The following is a 16,630-nucleotide window of genomic DNA, read 5'->3' as shown; positions in this document are numbered from 1 at the left end:
GCGGGTGAACCGGTTACACATGTATGTGGGGACGCTGTCCTTCGACCTCCTCCTCGGCGACGTACATTCGCTGAAGGAGAAGCGCTCACTCGTCCGCCCGATCGTCGCCGAACTCCAGCGGAAGTACGCGGTGAGCGCGGCGGAGGTGGACCACATGAACCTCCATCGCCGGGCCGTCATCGGCCTGGCCATGGTGTCCGGCGACGCCGGCCACCTCGGCGACGTACTGGACCGGTGCGAGCGGCTGGTGGCCGGCCGGCCCGAGGTGGAGCTGCTGTCCGTCAGACGGCGCTTCCACGGCGAAGACGACTGACCCACGAAACGCAGAGAAGAAAGAACGGGAGACGGACCAGTGGCCGACAACGCGCGGGCGAAAAGGCTGGCGGACCTCATCCGAGAGGTGGTGGCCCAGAAGCTGCAGCGCGGGATCAAGGACCCGCGACTCGGCTCGCACGTCACCATCACGGACACCCGGGTCACGGGTGACCTGCGGGAGGCGACCGTCTTCTACACGGTGTACGGGGACGACGAGGAGCGCAAGGCCGCCTCCGCCGGGCTGGAGAGCGCCAAGGGCATCCTGCGCTCCGAGGTCGGCAAGGCGGCCGGCGTGAAGTTCACGCCGACCCTGACGTTCGTCATGGACGCGCTTCCGGACACCGCCCGGAACATCGAGGACCTCCTCGACAAGGCGCGCCAGTCCGACGCCAAGGTGCGCGAGGTGTCCGCGGGCGCCGCGTACGCCGGTGAGCCGGATCCGTACAAGAAGCCGGGCGCCGAGGACGACGAGACGGACGACACCGCGGAATGACCGACAAGCACCCCACGCCCGACGGCCTCGTCATCGTCGACAAGCCGTCGGGCTTCACTTCGCACGACGTCGTCGCCAAGATGCGGGGCATCGCCCGCACCCGGCGCGTCGGGCACGCCGGCACGCTCGACCCGATGGCCACGGGCGTCCTGGTCCTCGGCGTGGAGCGGGCCACCAAGCTCCTCGGGCACCTCGCCCTCACCGAGAAGGAGTACCTGGGGACCATCAGGCTCGGGCAGACGACGCTGACGGACGACGCCGAGGGCGAGATCACGAGGTCGCAGGACGCCTCGAAGGTCACCCGGGAGGCGATCGACGCCGCCGTCGCCAAGCTGACCGGCGAGATCATGCAGGTGCCGTCCAAGGTCAGCGCCATCAAGATCAACGGCGTGCGCTCCTACAAGCGGGCGCGCGAGGGCGAGGAGTTCGAGATCCCCGCCCGTCCCGTCACCGTCTCCTCCTTCGCGGTGTACGACGTCCGGGACGCCGTCGCCGAGGACGGCACCCCGGTCCTCGACCTGGTGGTCTCGGTGGTCTGCTCCTCCGGCACCTACATCCGCGCCCTCGCCCGCGACCTCGGCAACGACCTCGGTGTGGGCGGCCACCTCACCGCGCTGCGCCGCACCCGGGTGGGCCCGTACAAGCTGGACACGGCGAAGACGCTGGACCAGCTCCAGCAGGACCTCACCGTCATGCCCGTCGCGGACGCGGCCGGCGCCGCCTTCCCGCGCTGGGACGTGGACACCAGGCGGGCCCGGCTGCTCCTCAACGGGGTGCGGCTGGAGATGCCCGACACCTACGCGGGCGCCGGTGCCGTGGCCGTCTTCGATCCCGAGGGCCGCTTCCTCGCGCTCGTGGAGGAACACAAGGGCAAGGCCAAGAGCCTGGCCGTCTTCGGCTGAGCCGACGACGCGTCAACTCCCGCCCGTGGAGCGGCGGTCACGGGGACTGCCACGTCCGCCGCTCCACGGTCCCCCTCGGTTCCCCCACCCCCTAGGGTCTATCCAAGCCCTCCCTTCTGTTCACCCGTCCGGGCAGGCGCTCGGAGTGAACCGGGGGAGTGGAAGGGGGCGCTTTCGCGAGGAGATCTGTCCCGCCGATCTTCACCTGCCTACCGTCGAGTCAGAGCACGGTTGTACGGCGGCAGGGCGGGGAGGTGCGGCGATGACGTCGCGAAACCGGTCCCGGGAGACGGACGGCAGCGCACGACGACTGCCGCACCACGGCCTCCCGGGCACGCAGGACGAATCCCTGCCGTCGCCGGACGGCGCGGACGCCGCCCTGGTCCACATCCACGACCTGGCCGGCCGCCCCCGGGGCACGGGCTTCGCCGCCGACCACCACGGCACGGTGATCACCAGCCACGAAGCGGTCGACGGCCTGACCCGGCTCGTCCTGCGCACCGCCGACGACCGTCGCCTCGTCGTGGCCGCCGCCGACGTGACCCCGCTGCCCGGCCTCGGCCTGGCGCTCGTGCGTGCGGAGGGGCTGGACACCGCCCCGCTGACCGTCAGCGTGCGGGACCGGATCGAGGCGGGCACCTATGTCCGGATCTTCGCCGGCTGCTGGCGCGAGGCGCGCGTCCTAGGAACCACCGACGTCACCTACACGGCCACCGACCGCTTCCACCGCCTCGGCGACGCCCTGGAGCTGGCCCTCGGCATGTCCGGGCGGGACGCGCTGCGGCTGGGCGGCGGCGCCGCCGGCGGACCCGTGGTCGACGTCGGAACCGGTGCCGTCCTCGGCGTCCTCGGCACCGCCCTGACGTCCGGGCACCGCGACGTCGGCTTCGCCGTCCCCCTGCGCGCCGCCTCAGGACCCCTCGCCGACCTGCTCGCCGAGAACGCGGAGACCGTCCCGGCGTACGGCGCCGACCTCAATCCGGCGGGAGTCCTCGCGCTCACGGCGGCATCGGCGCGGCGGGACGGCCCGGTCGCGTCGGGCCGTGCCGGTCACGCCGAGCCGGTCGTCCGGGACGTACCCGCCCGCGAGCTGGCCGCCTTCGCCGCACGCACGGACGGGCCGGCCCACGTCCTCGGCCTCGTCGGCCCGCCCGGGAGCGGCCGCACGACCGCGCTGGAGGCCCTCGCCGCCCGCCGTTCCCTGCGCCCGCGGCCCGCGCCCACGCTGCGGCTGCGCGGCGCCGACCTGTGCGACGACGACGCGTCGGTGGCCGACGCGGTGCGCCGGACACTGGCCCGCGCGGCGCGCGAGGTGGCCACCGCCGAGGGGGCCGGTCCGGCAGATCCCGGCGACATCACCCCCGAGCGCCTGGCCCGCCTCGCCGGGTCCGCCGGGCGCCCCCTGCTGATCCTCCTCGACGGCCCCGAGGAGATGCCGCCCGCCCTGGCCCAGCGCCTCGCCGAGTGGACCGAGGGCACGACGTCGTGGCTGGAGGAGACGGGGGCACGGCTGGTCGTGGCGTGCCGGGAGGAGTACTGGGAGCGGGCGGGCGCGGAGTTCCCCCGGGAGGTGCTGCACGAGCCGTCGGCCGGGGAACCGGCGGCCGTGTGCGGACCGGGGGAGCGGCCGTGGACCGTGGACGCGGGGGACCTGCGTCCGTGGGGGCAGGGGCAGGGGCAGGAGCGGGGCGCGCTCGGCCTGGGGTTCGCGTGGGCCGGGTTCGTTCCTCCGGAGCCCCGGCCGGCCGAGGGGGCCGGGTGCCCCGGGACGGTCGATGCCGGGTGCGGGGCGCTGCCGCCCTGTGTGCGCCTCGGGGACCTGCGGGACGACGAGGCGCGGGAGGCGCGGGCGCGGTACGGGATCGCCGAGGGCACGCTGTCGGACGGCGACGGGCGTCACCCCCTCACCCTCCGGCTGCTCTCCGAGGTCCAGGCTGCCCTCCAGGGCGTCCTGTCGTCCGTCCGCGTCGACCGCGACGCCGTCCTCGGGGCCTACCTGGACCTGATGTGCCTGCGCGTCGCGAACCGGCTGGCCGGGGAGAACGGCCTGCACGGCACCGCCGTGCGCCGGCTCGCGGCACGCGTGTCCGGGCGGGTCCACGAGGCCGCCCGGCGCAGCCTCGGCCCCGGGCAGGGGGAGCTGGACCGGGAGTCCTTCGCGGCGGTGTTCCCGCGGGGCCCGGCGCCGGCCCGGCTGGGCGGCGGCACCGGCTGGGCGGACGCCGTACTCGCCGAGGGCCTCTTCGTGCCCGCCGGCGACGGCTACCGCTTCGCGCACGAGGAGCTCGCCGACTGGATCCAGGGCACCCACCTCGACCTGGACGAGGCCCTGCGTGTCCTCGTCCACGACCGTCACGACCCCCGGGACACCCCCGCCGTCCCGCACCACCGCATCGGCCCCGTCGTCGAGGCCCTGCTGCACCTCGGCCGCCAGTACGGCGTCCCCCAGCTCGCCCTGACGCTGGAGGAGCTGGTAAACGCCCTGGACGCCGAGCCGCACTCCTGGTGGGCCGGGCGGCTCCTCGCCGGGACGCTGACACGCGTGCCCGACGCGACGCCGTACACCGAGGTGCTGCGGCTGCTCGCCGACGGCATCGCGGAGCGGCGCGGCGAAGGACGCCCCGTGCCCGCCGGGTTCGGGCCCGCCTTCTGGACGGCCCTGCGGCTGCCCGCGGCCACCCGGCTGGACCTGCTGCGCCGGCTGCTCCTCGCCGACGGCGCCCCGCACGAGCCCGGCCCCCGCCACCTCGACACCGTCGCCCGCCTGCTCGCCGCCGACCCCGCGACCGTCCAGCCGCTCCTCGTCCGCTGGTTCGACGACGAACGCCCGCTGCCCGCCACCCCGCACGCCACCGTGGCGACCGCCGCCCAGGCGCTGCTGCACACCCACCGCCACCGCGGTCTGGACGGCCTCACCGAGGTACTCGCCGACAGCACGCACCGACGGGCCGACGAACTGCTCGCCGTCCTGGCCGAGGAGGAGCCGTCCGCCGTCTGCCGGGCCGTGGACCGGTGGGCGCGCGACGAGCGGCCGGCCCGGCACACCGCGGCCGTGACCCACGGGCTGCGCACCGCGCCCCACGCGCGCACCGCGGCCGACCGCACCCTGCTGCGCCACGCGGCCCTCGTCCTGCTCACCCGCCCCGCCGACGGTCTGCTGCACGGTGGCGCCCTCGCCCTGCTCGTCCAGGACCCGGGCAGCCGTGACCGGCACCTGCCACGAGCGCTCGAGCACTTCGCGGCGGGCGACCCGTATCTGCCGCCGAGCGCGGTGGCCGCCGCCCTCCCCACCCACCCGGAGCGCGTCCTCGACGCCTTCCGGGTCCGGCTGCGCGGCCCGGATGCCGGGGAGGCGCTGCGCAGACTCCTCGACGCCACCACGCCCCACCTGGCCCGCCGGGTCGCCGTACTGATCGGGGAGGCCGTGGCGGACCGGCCGGAGACCGCCGGACACGTCGCCGCCTACTGCGACCGGCGCCTGGACCAGGGCCCCGCCGCCCGCGGCGTGCTGCTCCCGCTGGTCACCGGGCTGCTGGACGGCGGTCCCGAGCCGGTACGGGCCGCACTGGCCGGCGTCCTCGCCACCGACGGCGCCCCCGCCTCCGGCTCCCTCCGCCGGGAACTGCGGGACCACCTCCTGGCCCACGAGGCGGAGCCCGCCGTCCTGGACGCGCTGCTGCGCGCCGCCGCGTCCCAGGGCGGCGACGGCCGGCGGGCCCTCGTCCACCGCACCGCCCTGCTCCTGGTCCGCACCCCGGACGGCGCCACCCGGCTCGACCGCGCACTGGTCGACCTGGCCCGCCACCTCCCCGGCTTCGCCGGCCGGGTGACCGGCTGGCTGGCGGACGCCCCCGCCGAGTGGGCGGCACTGATCGGGCCGAGCGCACACCGCACGATCGAGAGCCTGGCGGGCACCCGCGTCCCGGCCTGACCGCGGTCCGGCCGCGGCGCGGCGTGCGGCCGGTCACAGGACCCATGCCGATGAGGGCGGGAGGCGCCCGGCATGGCACTCTTAGACCTGCATCGAAGGCTTCGACTCCGACGAGTGTGCGACAAGGAGCAGACACAGTGCAGCGCTGGCGTGGCTTGGAGGACATCCCCGAGGACTGGGGACGCAGCGTCGTCACCATCGGCTCCTACGACGGAGTCCACCGCGGACACCAGCTGATCATCAAGCACGCCGTGGACCGCGCCCGTGAGCTGGGCGTTCCCGCCGTAGTCGTCACCTTCGACCCGCACCCCAGCGAGGTCGTCCGCCCCGGCAGCCACCCGCCGCTGCTGGCCCCGCACCACCGCCGCGCGGAACTCTGCGCCGATCTGGGCGTGGACGCGGTGCTGATCCTTCCGTTCACGAAGGAGTTCTCGAAGCTGTCCGCGGCCGATTTCGTGGTCAAGGTCCTCGTCGACAAGCTGCACGCCAAGGCCGTCGTCGAGGGGCCGAACTTCCGCTTCGGCCACAAGGCCGCCGGGAATGTGGACTTCCTCGCCGAGCAGGGCCGGACCTACGACTTCGAGGTCGAGGTCGTCGACCTGTACGTGTCCGGTGAGGCGGGCGGCGGCGAGCCGTTCTCCTCCACCCTGACCCGGCGCCTGGTCGCCGAGGGCGACGTGCGGGGCGCCGCCGAGATCCTGGGCCGTCCGCACCGTGTCGAGGGCGTGGTCGTCCGCGGCGCTCAGCGCGGCCGGGAGCTGGGCTTCCCCACGGCCAACGTCGAGACCCTGCCGCACACCGCGATCCCCGCCGACGGCGTCTACGCCGGGTGGCTGCACGCCCAGGGCGAGGCGATGCCGGCCGCGATCTCCGTCGGCACCAACCCGCAGTTCGAGGGCACCGAGCGCACGGTGGAGGCGTATGCCATCGACCGCGTCGGCCTCGACCTGTACGGGCTGCACGTCGCCGTGGACTTCCTGGCCTTCGTCCGGGGCCAGGCGAAGTTCGAGACGCTGGACGCGCTCCTGGAGCGGATGGCCGAGGACGTCAAGGAGTGCCGCGAGATCATCGCGGCGGCCGGCGGCCGGCAGACCTGACCCGGCCCTGACACCGGCCGGCACCGCGCGCGGCCTCCGGCGGCCGACGGCACCCCCGGCACCGCCGGGCGCCATGCGGGGTCGCCCCGTGCTGCCGCGCACCGTGCGGGACCTCGGGCGGTCGACGGCATCCGATACCGCGCGATCCGCCCCGCCCCCGCACGGCCGGGCGCCATGCGGGGCGACCCCGGCGCCGCTCCGCCCCGCGCCAAGCCCCTGGCGGTCCAGGCGCCCTCGGTATCGCACGGGACTCGGATACCGCACCGGACTCGGGCACCGCACCGGACTCGGGCACCGCACCGGACTCGGGTGCCGCACCGGACTCCGGTACCGCACCGGACTCGGGTGCCGCACCGGACTCCGGTACCGGTCCAGATCCCCGCGGTACCGGTCCGGATACCCGGCCCCGCGCCTGCCCCCGGCGGCCGGCCGCGCCCCGGGAGCCCCGAGGGCGGCACCCCGGTGGGGGTGTGATCAGGCCGCCCCGCTCCCCGCCCCCGGCGTACCCGCCGCCTCCGTCCCGGCCCGTGACCGTGCCCAGTGGCAAGCCACCTGCGCCTCCCCGCCGCCGGCGAGGATCTCCAGGTCACGGGTGCGGCACGCCTCGTCGACGCCCGCGCGGGCCGCCTCCCCGCTCGCCAGGACCTGGCAGCGGGCGTGGAAGCGGCAGCCGGCGGGGACGCGGGACGGGTCCGGGGCCTCCCCGGTGAGGACGACCGGGGCCCCGGGCGCCTCGGGCAGGACGGACAGCAGGGCCCGGGTGTACGGATGCCGCGGCGCCGTCAGCACCTGCTCGACCTCGCCCGTCTCCACGATCCGGCCGAGGTACATCACCGCGACCCGGTCGGCGATGTTCCAGGCCAGGCCCAGGTCGTGGGTCACCACCAGCGCGGACAGCCCCAGCTCGGTGCGCAGTCGCAGCAGCAGCGCGAGGATCTCGCCGCGCACGGAGGCGTCGAGGGACGCCACCGGCTCGTCGGCGACGAGCAGCTCGGGCTCCAGGACCAGCGCGCCCGCGATGACGACCCGCTGGCGCTGGCCGCCCGACAGCTCGTGCGGGTAACGCAGGAAGAAACGCTCCGGCGGCCGCAGCCCGGCCCGCGCCAGCGCACCGGCTACCGCCGCCCGCTCGTCACCGCCGTACCCGTGGATGCGCAGTCCCTCGGCGACGGCGTCGTAGACCGTGTGGCGCGGGTTGAGGGAGCCGCTCGGGTCCTGGAGGACCAGCTGGGCGCGCTTGCGGTACGCCTTCAGCGCGCGCGAGGAGTAGTCGAGCGGCGCCCCGTCGAAGGCGACGCGGCCCGCGGTCGGCGGGACCAGGCCGAGCAGGGAACGGGCCAGCGTCGTCTTGCCGCAGCCGGACTCGCCGACCAGCGCCACGATCTCGCCCGGCCGGATGTCGAGGTCGACCCCGTCCACGGCCCGGGCGGGCGGCGCGCCGTGCCGGCCCGGGAAGGTGACGTGCAGGCCCTCGACGCTCAGCAGCGGTGGCGTGGTCGTCATGCGGTGCTGCTCCTCACTTCCGCTTCCTCCGTGGCCGCGGAGGCGTCCGCGCTCACGTGCACGCACGCCGCCCTCCGGTCCGCGCCCGCCGCACGCAGCACCTGGTCGTCGGTGGCGCAGACGTCCAGGGCGACGGGGCAGCGCGGGTGGAAGGCGCAGCCGGACGGCACCGCGGCGGGGTCGGGCGGGTCCCCGGGCAGCCCGCGCGGTGCGAACCGCGACCCCGGGTCGCCGATCCTCGGGAACGCCTCCGACAGGGCCCTGCCGTAGGGGTGGCGGGCGTCGTCGTAGACCTGCCGTGCCGGGCCCTCCTCGACCACCCGGCCCGCGTACATCACCGCGAGCCGGTCGCAGGTGTCGGCGAGCACGGCCAGGTCGTGACTGATCATCACCAGGCCCACGTCCTGCTCGCTCACCAGCTCCTCGATCAGCCGGAGGATCTGCGCCTGCACCATCACGTCCAGCGCGGTGGTGGGTTCGTCGGCGACGATCAGGCGGGGATCGCAGGCCAGCGCCATCGCGATCATCACGCGCTGCCGCTGCCCGCCGGACAGCTCGTGCGGGTAGGCGGACGCCCGCGCCGCCGGCAGACCCACCTGCTCCAGCAGCTCACCGGCCCTCTTCCGGGCGCCCGCGGGTGTCGCCCTGCGGTGCAGCAGGATCGGTTCGGCGATCTGGTCACCGACACGGTGCACGGCGTTGAGGGAGTGCATCGCGCCCTGGAAGACGATCGACGCCCCGGCCCAGCGCACCGCCCGCACCCGGCCCCACTTCATCGTCAGCACGTCCTCCCCCTCGAGGAGGATCTCGCCGCCGACCCGGGCCCCGGCCGGCAGCAGCCGCAGCAGCGCCAGCGCCAGCGTGGACTTGCCGCAGCCCGACTCGCCCGCGATGCCGAGCTTCTCGCCCGCGCCGAGGCTCAGGTCGACCCCGCGCACGGCGGCCGCCCCGCCCGGGTAGGTGACGTGCAGGTTCCGGACGTCGAGCAGACTCAACGGGACACCCCCAGCCTGGGGTTGAGAACGGACTCGACCGCACGCCCGCACAGCGTGAACGCCAGCGCGACGACCGCGATCGCGATGCCCGGCGGCACCAGGTACCACCAGTCGCCGGAACTGACGGCCCCCGCCTCCCGCGCGTCCTGGAGCAGCCCGCCCCACGACACGACCGACGGATCCCCGAGCCCCAGGAACGCCAGGGTGGCCTCCGCGAGGATCGCGGAGGAGATGATCAGCGTGGTCTGGGCGAGGATCAGCGGCATCACGTTCGGCAGCACGTGCCGGGACATGATGTGCCCGTGTCCGCCGCCGAGCGCCTTCGCGCGTTCGATGTACGGCCGTGACTCCACCGCCAGCGTCTGGGCGCGCACCAGCCGCGCGGTCGTCGGCCAGGTGGTGACGCCGATCGCCAGCACGATCGTGCCCAGCGAACGGGACATCACCGTCGCCAGCACGATGGCCAGCACCAGCGTCGGCATCACCAGGAACCAGTCCGTGACCCGCATGACCACGGTGGCGTACCAGCCGCGGAAGTGCCCGGCGGTGATGCCGATCAGCGCCCCGATGGCCACCGAGAGCACGGCCGCCAGCAGCCCGACCAGCAGCGAGACGCGCGACCCCCAGATCAGCAGTCCCAGCAGACTGCGTCCGAACTGGTCGGTGCCCAGCGGGAACCGGCCGCTGGGGGCCTCCAGCGGCTGCCCGGGGGCGTCGGTCACGCTCTGCACGTCCGAGCCGACGGTCAGCGGCGCGGTCAGCGCGAGCAGCCCGAACAGCATCAGCGCGCCGAGCCCGAACAGGCCCGCGCGATGCCGCCGGTACTCCTTCCAGAAGCGTGCGGCGGAGGCCCGGCGGCGCTGCCACGCCAGCATGCGCGGGCCGAGCGGCGGAGCGGTCTCGGCGGTCATCGGCCCACCCTCGGGTCGAGCAGCGGATACAGGAGGTCGGCCAGGGTGTTCATCAGGATCACCGCCGAGGCGAAGACGAAGAACAGCCCCTGCACCAACGGCAGATCGGGCACGCTCAGCGCCTGGTAGAACAGCCCGCCGAGCCCCGGCCAGGAGAAGACCGTCTCCACCAGGATGACACCGGCGACGGTCCGGCCGAGGTTGACGAAGATCAGGGTCACGGTCGGCAGCAGCGCGTTCGGCACCGCGTGCCGGCGCCGTACGAGGTCGTCCCTCAGGCCCTTGGCGCGCGCCGTGGTCAGATAGTCGCCGCCCATTTCGTCCAGCAGCGCCGACCGGGTCACCAGCAGCGTCTGCCCGTACTCCACCGCGACCAGCGTCACCACCGGCAGGACCAGATGGTGGGCGACGTCCACGACGTAGGCGAAGCCCTGCTCGCCGCCGGACTCCATGCCCCCGGTCGGGAACATGCCCGGGATCGGGCCCACGCCGACCGACAGCACGATGATCAGCAGCAGCCCCAGCCAGAAGGACGGGATGGAGTACAGCGTCAGCGCCAGCCCCGTGTTGAGCCGGTCGCCGAGCCGGCCGTGCCGCCACGCGGAGCGGGTGCCGAGGAAGATGCCGAGTGCCGTGTAGAGCACGAAGGCCGTGCCGGTGAGCAGCAGGGTGTTCGGCAGCGCCTCGGTGATCTTGTCCACGACGGGGCCGTGGAACTGGTACGAGGTTCCCAGGTCACCCGTCAGCGCCTTGCCGCAGTACTGCGTGAACTGCTGCCACATCGGCAGGTCGAGGCCGAACTCCCGGCGGTAGGAGGCGATCTGCTCCGCCGACACCGGGCGGCCGCCGGTCATGAACTTCACCGGGTCGCCCGGGATCAGCCGGAAGAGGAAGAAACTGGTGACGAGCACGGCGAACAGCGAGACGACCGCACCGGCCAGCTTCCCGGCCACGTACCGCAGATACGCGGCCCCGGCCCCGGCCCGTGGGGCGCGCCCCGCCCCGGCCGGCCCGGACTTCACCGGACCGGCCGCGGCCGCTCCCCCGAGGGAGGAGGATGTCGCTTCCGCGGTCATGAGCGCCTACTCACGCTCTTCCGCCGTGGACCGGCGGCGCACCGCGACGAGCGCTCCGAGGCCGACGAGCACGACGACGCCCGCGACGATCCCGATCACCACGCCGGTCGACGACGAACCGTCCGAGGAGTCACCGGAGTCCGCGGGGACGGCCGACCACCAGCTCCAGTAGCCGTCCTGGCCGTAGATGTTGCCCGCGTCGGACGGCATCGTGGTGATCGACTTGATCTGGTCCGTGCGGTAGGCCTCGACGGCGTTCGGATAGGCCATGACGTTCATGTAGCCCAGGTCGTACAGCCGTGACTGCATCTGCTTGACGAGCTCCGCCCGCTTGCCCGGGTCGTACTCGGCGAGCTGCTTGGCGTAGAGGTCGTCGTACGTCTTGTCGCAGATGAAGTTGTCCGTGGCGCCGGTGTCCTTGGGCGTCTGCGGACGGGCCGCACAGGTGTGGATGGAGAGCACGAAGTCGGGGTCCGGGTTGACGGACCAGCCGTCGAAGGCGAGGTCGTACTTGCCCGCGAGCCACGGATCGGTCACGTTGTCCAGGCAGTTGAGGGTCGTCCCGATGCCGAGCTCGCCCCACCACTCCTGGAGGTACTTGCCGACCGCCTTGTCGTTGGGGTCGGTGGCGTGGCACAGGACGCGGTAGTTGAGTGGCTTGCCGTCCTTGCCGACGCGCTTGCCGTCCGCGTTCTTCTTGTAGCCCGCCTCGTCCAGCAGCTTTCCCGCGGCGGCCGGGTCGTAGGCGAGTTCCTGGTCCGCCGACGGCTTCCAGAAGTACGAGGAGAAGCGCGGCGGTATGTACCCCTCGCCCTGGACGGCGTGGCCCTGGAAGACCTTGTCGACGATCGTCTTGCGGTCCACCGCCATGAACAGCGCGTTGCGCACCCGCTGGTCGAGCAGCGACGGGTGGCCGTCACCGAACTTCGTGCCGTCCTTGGACTGAGCGCCCGGATTGGTGGCGAGGGCGTAGAAACGGCGGCCGGGCGCGTCGTTGACGTGGATGTTCTCGTCGCCCTTGAGCGAGGCCGCCTGGGCCGGGGTCAGCGACGGAGAGCCGGCGACGAAGGACACCTCGCCCTTGCGCAGGGCGGCGACCGCGGCGTCCTGGTCCTTGTAGTAGCGGAAGACCAGCTCGTCGAACTTCGGGGCGCCCCGCCAGTAGTCCTTGTTGGCCTTCAGCCGCACATAGCTGTCCGGCTTGTAGTCGGTGAGGACGAACGGCCCGTCGCTCACCAGGGGGAAGGTCTTGTCGTTGTTGAACTCCGAGAAGTCGTCGACCTTCTCCCACACGTGCTTGGGCACGATCGGCACGTCGAGCGCGGTCATCGTGGCCTGCGGCGTCTTCAGCCTGATCACCAGCTGGGTGGGGCTGGGCGCGGTGACCTTCTCGAAGTTGGTGACGAAGCTCCCGTTGGCGGTGGCCGCGCCGTCGTCGGTCATCATCTTGTTGAAGGTCCACGCCGCGTCCTCGGCGGTGACCTGCTGCCCGTCCGACCACTTGGAGTCCGAGCGGATCGTGTAGGTCCAGGTGAGCTTGTCCGGGGAGGACTGCCACTGGGTGGCCAGGCCGGGGACGACGTGGTTGTCCTTGGGGTCGTAGGCCGTCAGGTACTCGTACGTCAGCCGGAGGATGCTCGTGCTGACCAGCCGCACCGCGAGGAACGGGCTGAGCGAGTCGACGCTCTGCGCGACCGCGACGGTGAGGACCTTGCCGCCCTGCTCGCCCTCCCCGGCCTGCACCGGGGCGCTGCGCGGTCCGGCCGAGGCCGACGGGGTCGCGACGCCGGACGCGAGGACGAGGGCGGCGGCGCCCGCGGCGGCCAGCAGCCGCGCCTTCCTCGGACGGGGGCCGGGACGTCCTCTGCCGTGCTGATCTTGTGTGTTCATGGTTCGGAGACCTCGCGTCATCACTCGCGCGGGACGCTCGCTCGGCGTGCCACACGGGGCGGGCTTGAACAGGTGCGAACGGATGTGAACGGTCTTTGAACAGCCTTGCGTGGAGCTTGATCGGTTGACGCCGACGGAATGAAGAGTGTGTCTATCAGCGGCAGTCTGCGCGCGTCAACGGTGTGTCAAACCCCATGTGGCCTGCGGAAACGGCGAGTTCACCGTGGGTTCGGCCACATTGGTGGAGACCACTGACGCCTTGCTGGTGAGAGGGTGGCGGCGCGTTTCCGCCGGTTCTGACCGCGAACGCGCGAAGGCCCGCGCCGTCGGATGACGACGCGGGCCTCAGGGCCGCCGGCTCACTGCTGTGGCGGGGGCGGCGGCGGAGTCTGGCCCTGCGAGGGCTGCGGCTGCTGGGGGTGTCCGGGCTGCTGCGGATACGGCTGCCCGGGGTGGTGCTGGGGGTACGCCTGCCCAGGCTGCTGGGCGGGCTGCCCGTACGGCTGGGACTGGCCGGGGTACGGCTGCGGCTGTACGGGCTGCTGTCCTGGGTACTGCTGCGGCTGTACGGGCTGCTGTCCCGGGTACGGCTGGCCGGGGTAGGGCTGCTGGCCGGAAACGCCCTGGCCCGGGAACTCGGCGCCCGGCATGGGCGGCGCGGCGACCGGCGGCGGGTTGCCGTCGGACGTCCACAGGCCGTGCGACTGCTGGTGGCGGACGAAGTCCTCCGCGACCATCGCCGCGAGGTTGAAGTACGCCTCCCGCACCTTCGGCCGCATCATGTCGAGGTCGACCTCGGCACCGGCCGCCAGGTGCTCGTCGAACGGCACCACCACGACGCCCCGGCAGCGCGTCTGGAAGTGGCCGACGATGTCCTCCACCTTGATCATCTTGCCGGTCTCGCGGACCCCCGAGATCACGGTGATGGACCGGGACACGAGGTCGGCGTACCCGTGCGCGGACAGCCAGTCCAGCGTCGTGCTGGCGCTGCTCGCACCGTCCACGGAGGGCGTGGAGATGATGATCAGCTGGTCGGCGAGGTCGAGCACCCCGCGCATGGCGCTGTACAGCAGACCGGTGCCCGAGTCGGTCAGGATCACCGGGTACTGCCGGCCCAGGACGTCGATCGCCCGCCGGTAGTCCTCGTCGTTGAAGGTCGTGGACACGGCCGGGTCGACGTCGTTGGCGATGATCTCGAGCCCGGACGGCGCCTGGGACGTGAACCGCCGGATGTCCATGTACGAGTTGAGGTACGGGATCGCCTGGACGAGGTCGCGGATGGTCGCCCCGGTCTCGCGGCGCACCCGGCGGCCGAGCGTACCGGCGTCCGGGTTGGCGTCGATCGCGAGGATCTTGTCCTGCCGCTCGGTGGCGAGCGTGGAGCCCAGCGCGGTGGTCGTGGTCGTCTTGCCGACACCGCCCTTGAGGCTGATGACGGCGATGCGGTAGCAGGACAGCACCGGCGTGCGGATCAGCTCGAGCTTGCGCTGCCGCTCGGCCTCCTCCTTCTTCCCGCCCAGCTTGAACCGCGAACCTCCGGCCGCCGGGCGGCTGCTCTTCGCCTTCTGCTTCTTGTTGTTGAGCAGCCGGTCCGAGGACAGCTCCACGGCCGCCGTGTAACCGAGCGGCGCCGCACCGGGGTTGGTGGGCTGGCGCTGATCGTGCTGGATGGGCTGCGGCCAGGCCGTACCGAGCCGGGGGTCGGCCGGCTGCTGGGGGTGCGGCTGGGGCACGGCCTGGTGCGGCGGCTGGTGCTGCTGCTGGTCGGGCTGGGCCGGCTGGGGTGTCTGCGTCTGCTGCGGGACCTGGCCGCCGGGCTGGGCCTGCGGCGGGATCTGCTGCGCCTGGTGCGGTACGCCGGGCTGCTGCGGCTGGCCGTGCGGTGCGGGGGGCTGGGGGAAGCCGTAGCCGCCCGGCTGGGGCTGGGGCTGGGGCTGCGGGGCCGGGCCTCCCGGCTGCGGGAAGCCGTAGCCGGCGGGGGCGGGCATGGCGCCCGGATGGCCCGGCTGCGGTCCCTGGGGCTGGGCCGCCGCCGGGGGAGTGGCACCCTGCGGCGGGAAGCCGTAACCCGCCGGGGCCGAGGGCTGCCCCGGCGCCTGGTCCGGCGGCATGGGCGTACCGGCCTGTGCGTGCCAAGCGGCGGGCGCGGGCTGCGGTGCATGCGGCTGGAAGGAGGGCTGCTGAGCCGGCCCGTCCGGACGGCCCGGTGCGGCGGGCGCCGGCTGCGGCTGCGCGGGCCACTGCTGCGCCGGGGCGGGCGCGGCCGGGGGGTACGACGGAGGCAACGGCGGCACACCGCCCGGCGCGGGGGGAGGTACGTCGGCGGGTGCGGGGGTCTGCGGGGGCGTGCCCTGCGGGGCGCCGTCCTGGGCCGCGCCGTCCTGCGGCGCCGGGGTGACGGGGGTCGCGGCACCGGGATCGGCGGCGGCCTCCGGGCCGGCCTCCGCGGCCGACTCGACGTCCCCCTCCGTCTCCGGGGCGCCGGAGACACCGGCGGAGAGACCGTCGTCACCGGCAGAGCCGTCCCCGTCGGCCGTGGCCAGGGCTTCGTCGTCGCCGTCCCCGTCGGCCGTGGCCAGGGCTCCGTCGTCGCCGTCGGCCTCGGTGTGCTCGGGCTCCGCGGCGTCGTCGTCCACCGAGGCGGACCCCGACGGGGCATCGCCCGCACCGGCCGCGTCGTCGGCTCCCTCGCCGGTCCCACCGTCGGTCTCGCCCTCGCCCTCGGCGTGCGTCTCGACGTGGGTCTCGGCGTGGGTCTCGGCGTGGGCGGGCGCACCGGAGGGGACCGGCTCGCCGTCGGCCTCCGCGGCCGCGCTCACCGCATCGTCGCCGCCGCCCTCGTGCTCCTCCCGCTGCTCGCGCTGCCGCGCCTCGTCAGCGGCGGCCAGCTCCGCGAACTCGCGCTTCAGAGCGGCGGCCGAGAACCGCATGGTGGCGCCGCTCTCGAGGTCGCCGTTGCCGCGCTCGGGCTCGACGCGCGACTCCGCCGGAGCCGGCTGCCGCACCTCGGGTTCCGGGTCCGGCTCGGCGAGGGGCGCCGCCTGGGCCGGCTGCTGGGGTTCGAAGCCGCTCCCCACCGGAAGACCGGGCACCCCGGCCGACCCGGCCGTGGGAGGCGCGGGCGGGGCGTAGGGCGTGCCCGTCGCCGGCGGAGGCGGCGGAGCGAAGGGCGCGGCCGGCGGGGACACGGGCTGGGGAGCGGGAGGCGTGGACGCAGACGCGGCGCCGTCCGGCGAACCGGCCGCCTGTCCCTGTCCCCGCCCCGAGTCCCCGGACGCGTTCTGCGTGTACCAGGCGGGCGGGGCGTAGTCGATGGTGAACTCGCCCGTCGTCTCGACTGCGGACTCCGCGTCGGTTTGGTCATCGCCGGGTGTCGCCCAGCCCCCGCGGATCCCGTCCCGATCGCTGCTCACAGTTCCTCCTGGTGTGGTCGAGCACCCTCACGCCGTGCTGGGGCGACCCTTGCTTGTCATTCGCAGTTGTCCGAGGTCGTTCGAGGTCGTCCGATCCACCGGCT

11 protein-coding genes are annotated in these 16,630 nt (G+C 74.0%); 5 read left to right on the top strand and 6 right to left on the bottom strand.

Translation table 11 applies throughout. The annotated features are described in order from the left end of the window. Window positions 1–19: 19 nt before the first annotated feature. From AB0E77_RS19655 to AB0E77_RS19635, 5 genes are all read left to right on the top strand, one after another. Window positions 20–313, top strand: coding sequence for a DUF503 domain-containing protein (locus AB0E77_RS19655; protein WP_161165447.1), 294 nt, complete (start codon window positions 20–22; stop codon window positions 311–313). A gap of 39 nt (window positions 314–352) precedes the next feature. Next, window positions 353–808 (top strand): 30S ribosome-binding factor RbfA, encoded by a 456-nt coding sequence (rbfA, locus tag AB0E77_RS19650; RefSeq protein ID WP_189233134.1) that lies wholly within the window; start codon window positions 353–355, stop codon window positions 806–808. Further along, window positions 805–1,710, top strand: a complete 906-nt coding sequence (gene truB, locus AB0E77_RS19645; RefSeq protein WP_361572251.1) for a tRNA pseudouridine(55) synthase TruB — start codon at window positions 805–807, stop codon at window positions 1,708–1,710. The genes rbfA and truB overlap by 4 nt, the downstream gene beginning before the upstream one ends. A 262-nt stretch (window positions 1,711–1,972) precedes the next feature. Further along, window positions 1,973–5,641, top strand: coding sequence for a trypsin-like peptidase domain-containing protein (locus AB0E77_RS19640; protein ID WP_361572248.1), 3,669 nt, complete (start codon window positions 1,973–1,975; stop codon window positions 5,639–5,641). A 137-nt stretch (window positions 5,642–5,778) separates the two neighbouring features. Further along, window positions 5,779–6,738, top strand: coding sequence for a bifunctional riboflavin kinase/FAD synthetase (locus AB0E77_RS19635; protein WP_361572246.1), 960 nt, complete (start codon window positions 5,779–5,781; stop codon window positions 6,736–6,738). Window positions 6,739–7,212: 474 nt separating this feature from the next. On the opposite strand, the gene AB0E77_RS19630 is transcribed toward AB0E77_RS19635, so the two are convergent. The 6 genes from AB0E77_RS19630 to AB0E77_RS19605 all read right to left on the bottom strand — a co-directional run bounded on the left by AB0E77_RS19630 (window position 7,213) and on the right by AB0E77_RS19605 (window position 16,526). Further along, on the bottom strand, window positions 7,213–8,241 hold the full coding sequence (locus tag AB0E77_RS19630; RefSeq protein ID WP_361572244.1) for an ABC transporter ATP-binding protein: 1,029 nt from the start codon (window positions 8,239–8,241) through the stop codon (window positions 7,213–7,215). Beyond that, the gene (locus AB0E77_RS19625) at window positions 8,238–9,236 is read right to left on the bottom strand and encodes an ABC transporter ATP-binding protein (protein ID WP_361572241.1); all 999 of its coding nucleotides are present in this window, start codon (window positions 9,234–9,236) and stop codon (window positions 8,238–8,240) included. Before AB0E77_RS19625 ends, AB0E77_RS19630 begins: the two co-directional genes overlap by 4 nt. Next, complete coding sequence (locus AB0E77_RS19620; RefSeq protein WP_361572238.1) at window positions 9,233–10,147, bottom strand: ABC transporter permease; 915 nt, start codon at window positions 10,145–10,147, stop codon at window positions 9,233–9,235. The genes AB0E77_RS19625 and AB0E77_RS19620 overlap by 4 nt, the downstream gene beginning before the upstream one ends. Then, window positions 10,144–11,223, bottom strand: a complete 1,080-nt coding sequence (locus AB0E77_RS19615; RefSeq protein ID WP_361572235.1) for an ABC transporter permease — start codon at window positions 11,221–11,223, stop codon at window positions 10,144–10,146. Before AB0E77_RS19615 ends, AB0E77_RS19620 begins: the two co-directional genes overlap by 4 nt. Before the next feature lie 6 nt (window positions 11,224–11,229). After that, entirely contained in the window at window positions 11,230–13,113 is a 1,884-nt protein-coding gene (locus AB0E77_RS19610; RefSeq protein WP_361572232.1) for a peptide ABC transporter substrate-binding protein, read from the bottom strand. A gap of 359 nt (window positions 13,114–13,472) precedes the next feature. After that, window positions 13,473–16,526 (bottom strand): SCO5717 family growth-regulating ATPase, encoded by a 3,054-nt coding sequence (locus AB0E77_RS19605; RefSeq protein WP_361572229.1) that lies wholly within the window; start codon window positions 16,524–16,526, stop codon window positions 13,473–13,475. Between the last annotated feature and the right edge of the window lie 104 nt (window positions 16,527–16,630).

This window comes from Streptomyces sp. NPDC032940 (assembly GCF_040636935.1).
GTDB lineage: Bacteria > Actinomycetota > Actinomycetes > Streptomycetales > Streptomycetaceae > Streptomyces.
Note: the sequence above shows the minus strand (reverse complement) of the source record. Positions and strands in the feature narration are given on the sequence as shown.

What these genes read in the sequence shown, in the direction of transcription:
- AB0E77_RS19640 (WP_361572248.1), top strand. Translation starts at nt 1,973, where the DNA reads ATGACGTCGCGAAACCGGTCCCGGGAGACGGACGGCAGCGCACGACGA.
- AB0E77_RS19655 (WP_161165447.1), top strand. Translation starts at nt 20, where the DNA reads ATGTATGTGGGGACGCTGTCCTTCGACCTCCTCCTCGGCGACGTACAT.
- AB0E77_RS19615 (WP_361572235.1), bottom strand. Translation starts at nt 11,223, where the DNA reads ATGACCGCGGAAGCGACATCCTCCTCCCTCGGGGGAGCGGCCGCGGCC.
- AB0E77_RS19620 (WP_361572238.1), bottom strand. Translation starts at nt 10,147, where the DNA reads ATGACCGCCGAGACCGCTCCGCCGCTCGGCCCGCGCATGCTGGCGTGG.
- AB0E77_RS19630 (WP_361572244.1), bottom strand. Translation starts at nt 8,241, where the DNA reads ATGACGACCACGCCACCGCTGCTGAGCGTCGAGGGCCTGCACGTCACC.
- truB (WP_361572251.1), top strand. Translation starts at nt 805, where the DNA reads ATGACCGACAAGCACCCCACGCCCGACGGCCTCGTCATCGTCGACAAG.
- AB0E77_RS19610 (WP_361572232.1), bottom strand. Translation starts at nt 13,113, where the DNA reads ATGAACACACAAGATCAGCACGGCAGAGGACGTCCCGGCCCCCGTCCG.